At 55.0% G+C, this 3,140-nt stretch carries 4 protein-coding genes; 3 read left to right on the plus strand and 1 reads right to left on the minus strand.

All coding sequences use genetic code 11. The annotated features are described in order from the left end of the window. Window positions 1–240, plus strand: a 240-nt coding sequence (locus B2R48_RS17300) for a zinc-binding dehydrogenase (protein WP_297002989.1), incomplete at its 5' end; no start/stop codon positions are given. Window positions 241–317: 77 nt separating this feature from the next. After that, on the plus strand, window positions 318–1,595 hold the full coding sequence (locus tag B2R48_RS17305) for a class I SAM-dependent methyltransferase (protein ID WP_062957327.1): 1,278 nt from the start codon (window positions 318–320) through the stop codon (window positions 1,593–1,595). 273 nt (window positions 1,596–1,868) lie between these two features. On the opposite strand, the gene B2R48_RS17310 is transcribed toward B2R48_RS17305, so the two are convergent. Continuing rightward, the gene (locus B2R48_RS17310) at window positions 1,869–2,078 is read right to left on the minus strand and encodes a DUF1127 domain-containing protein (protein WP_062956859.1); all 210 of its coding nucleotides are present in this window, start codon (window positions 2,076–2,078) and stop codon (window positions 1,869–1,871) included. 169 nt (window positions 2,079–2,247) lie between these two features. On the opposite strand from B2R48_RS17310, the gene B2R48_RS17315 reads away from it, so the two are divergent. Beyond that, a partial coding sequence (locus tag B2R48_RS17315) for a LysR substrate-binding domain-containing protein (RefSeq protein WP_297002994.1) occupies window positions 2,248–3,140 on the plus strand: 893 nt, incomplete at its 3' end.

Consider the following 3,140-nt stretch of genomic DNA (forward strand, 5'->3'; position numbering starts at 1 on the left):
AATATCCTGCTGGTCAAAAACGTTACCGCGATTGGCTTTTATTTTGGTGCCTATCTCGAACAGAACGCGGTTATTGCACAACAGGGCATGACAGAACTGCTGGATCGCCTGAAATCCGGGGAAATCCGCCCGATGATCTCTGCGGTGTATCGCCTTGAAGACGCAATGGACGCCTTGGCGTCGATCCGGGATCGTACCGCAACCGGCAAATTGGTGATTGATTGTCGTCCAAACAGGTAAATACGTGGATTTCCTTCATTAATTCGTTGGTATAGGATACTGGCGTCCCAACCACTTCGATGCCGGATTTCGCCGCAATGCCCGACGATAAAAACAGGCCCGATCACGTTCCGTCTTCTCAAAAGACGCGCGATCAGTATGAAAGCTATCCCTATCCGGAACGTAGTCCCGAGGATGAGGACAAACGCCTGATCACCGGATCACCGGGCAACTGGGACGAGGTTGTGCATTTCGTCTTTGGCGGGCGCGATCCATCCGCACAGACCAAAAGCGGCAAGATCAAAATTCTCGTCGCGGGTGGCGGGACTGGCGATGCGCTGGTTATGCTGGCCCAGCAGGCCCGTGATCGCAAGGCCAAGGCCGAGATCGTCTATATCGACCTTTCCGAAAGTTCGCGCGCCATTGCCGAAGCACGGATCAAACGTCGCAGTCTGGAAAAGAACGTCACCTTTGTGACCGGGTCCTTTGTGGATCTGGCCGCTGAATATGGTCCGTTTGACTATATCGATTGCTGCGGGGTGCTCCATCACCTGCCGGATCCAGATGCCGGGCTCAAGGCGCTTGCCGATGCGCTCAAACCCGATGGTGGCATGGGCTTGATGGTCTATGGCGAGTTGGGTCGTCAGGGCGTCTATCATATGCAGGAAATGATGGAACGCCTGAATGCAGAGGCCGGCGGATCCAAGCGCCTGAATTTCGGCAAGGCGCTGTTTAATTCGCTGCCCGGCACCAACTGGCTCAAGCGCAACCCGTTTGTTGGCGACCATATTCATGGTGGCGATGCCGGTTTCTATGACCTTTTGTTGCATCAACAGGATCGCGCCTATCGCGTCGATGAGGTCTTTGATTTTGTCGAGGCCGCCGGTCTGCGCCTGCAAAACTTTATCGAACCAATGCGCTATGACCCGACCACCTATTGTTCGCGCCATGATGTGCTTGATAGGGCGGTTCATGTGCCGTTTCGCGAACGCGCGGCTCTTGCCGAACTGATGGCGGGCAATATTACCAAGCACACCTTCTATGTCGTAAAGGCCAAGAACAAGGTCAAACCACCGGTGCCATCGCCGGAACTGATCCCGACCTTTACCCGTGTTGATGGTCCGTCGCTGGCGCGTTCGGTTGCCAAAACCGGCAATATCAAGATCACCTTTACCGGCCTTGCGGTCACCCGCACCATGCCGTCGGCCTCACCGGCTATTTTGTCGCGGATTGATGGCAAGCGCTCGATTGATGAAATCTACGCGATGTTCGATCCGAAGCCCGAAAAGTTCGAATTCAACGCGCAATTTGCGGTGATGTATTCGGTGCTCAATGCCGCAAACCTGATGTATTTGCGCTATCCCCCGAAAAAATAGCCCGGCACGTCTGCGATTTCTCGCCTGTGTTGGTGCAAAAAGAAATGCCGGTCACAAGGGGATGTGACCGGCATTTACATGCGCACTTTCCAACGGGGGGAGGCTGGAATTGCGCTCAGGGATCTTGGGTGCAGAGCCTTATTTAAGGCTGATGCCTTTCCACGCATCCATCAGGGCTTCGATCAGAACCTGAAGCGGGAAAGTAATTGCGCTGTGCAGCGGGGTTACATTGTTCTGCATGACAAAACACTCGGTTATGCGCTTTTGCGCGGGTTAAGCTTTCCAGAACGGCTTGGCCGCTTCGCGTTTTGCGTCGTAGACGGTCCAGCCGATATCACGCAGCATGTGGGCATCCATGTCTGCCAGTTTCTGGCGCAGGTCGTGGCGTTTGAACCAGGTGCGCGGCAGATCCAGCAGGCTGGTGGTATTGTGATGGCGACGGGTGGTGGCGAATGCGCCTGCGTCTTTGGTGATAGCAACCATTGTTCTAATCCTTTTAAAACGAGGCCTGCTCTCAACACTTCAGCGGCCCGTGCATCCATGATGCGTGTGTCTATACTCTCGTTAAACTCAGGGTTAATTGAAAAAAGGCTTGCGCTCAAACCACCTTTTGTCATCATGGCATGAGTTTTTATCATGCAAAGCAGCCGTCATGAAACGCCGTCCATTGCCGTTAAACGCGCTCAGGGCCTTCGAAGTGGCCGGAAGACTCGAAAGCTTCACCAAAGCGTCACATGAGCTTAACGTGACCCAAGGGGCTGTCAGCCGACAGGTGCAGCATCTCGAAGAAGTGCTCGGGCGGCAGCTTTTCGAACGCCACCACAGAAGCCTTCGGTTGACCCGTGCCGGGCGCAACCTTCTGGAATCACTGACGCCGGCCTTTGATGCCATGGAAGACGCGGTTGCCAAGGTCGAAGACCGTGCGGATGACACGCTGCTTTCCGTCACCGCCCCGCTGACATTTTCCATGCGCTGGATTGTGCCGCGTCTGGGGCGGTTTCAGATGGAATACCCCGATTTTCAGGTCCAGTTGGGCACCTATAACGATGATCTGGCCTCTGTTGATTTCAACGAGGTCGATATCGCCATCCGTTTTGCCGATCACGGCAACGAACAGCTTGTCCATGAATTCCTGACCGGCGAACGTCTGTTGCCGGTATGCCATCCCGACCTGGCCAAGCAACTTGAAACACCCGAAGACCTTGCCCGTGTCACATTGTTGCATTGCTCTGCCCAGCGTGAAGACTGGCGCATCTGGCTCGAAGGGACGGGGATCAAGGGCGTCGATGGTTCAAAGGGCCCGGTTTTCGCCACCCTTGATATGGCGATGGAGGCCGCGGCAAGTGGCTTTGGCGTGGTCATTTCCGATCCGGCGATGATCGGGGAATATGTTGTGACCAATCGATTGACTGTCCCGTTCGATTTGCCGGTTGATAGCCCCTATGCCTATTCGCTGAGTTATCCGCGTGGGCGACTGGAACGGCGCAAGGTCAAGGCGTTCCGTGATTGGTTGATGACCGAGATCAAGCTTGAAACCGGACGGCA

The sequence above is a fragment of the Thalassospira sp. UBA848 genome (assembly GCF_002295455.1).
Taxonomy (GTDB): Bacteria; Pseudomonadota; Alphaproteobacteria; order Rhodospirillales; family Thalassospiraceae; genus Thalassospira.

Bases quoted from the DNA above. Each gene is read 5' to 3' on its own strand.
- B2R48_RS17305 (WP_062957327.1), top strand. From the start codon at position 318: ATGCCCGACGATAAAAACAGGCCCGATCACGTTCCGTCTTCTCAAAAG.
- B2R48_RS17310 (WP_062956859.1), bottom strand. From the start codon at position 2,078: ATGGTTGCTATCACCAAAGACGCAGGCGCATTCGCCACCACCCGTCGC.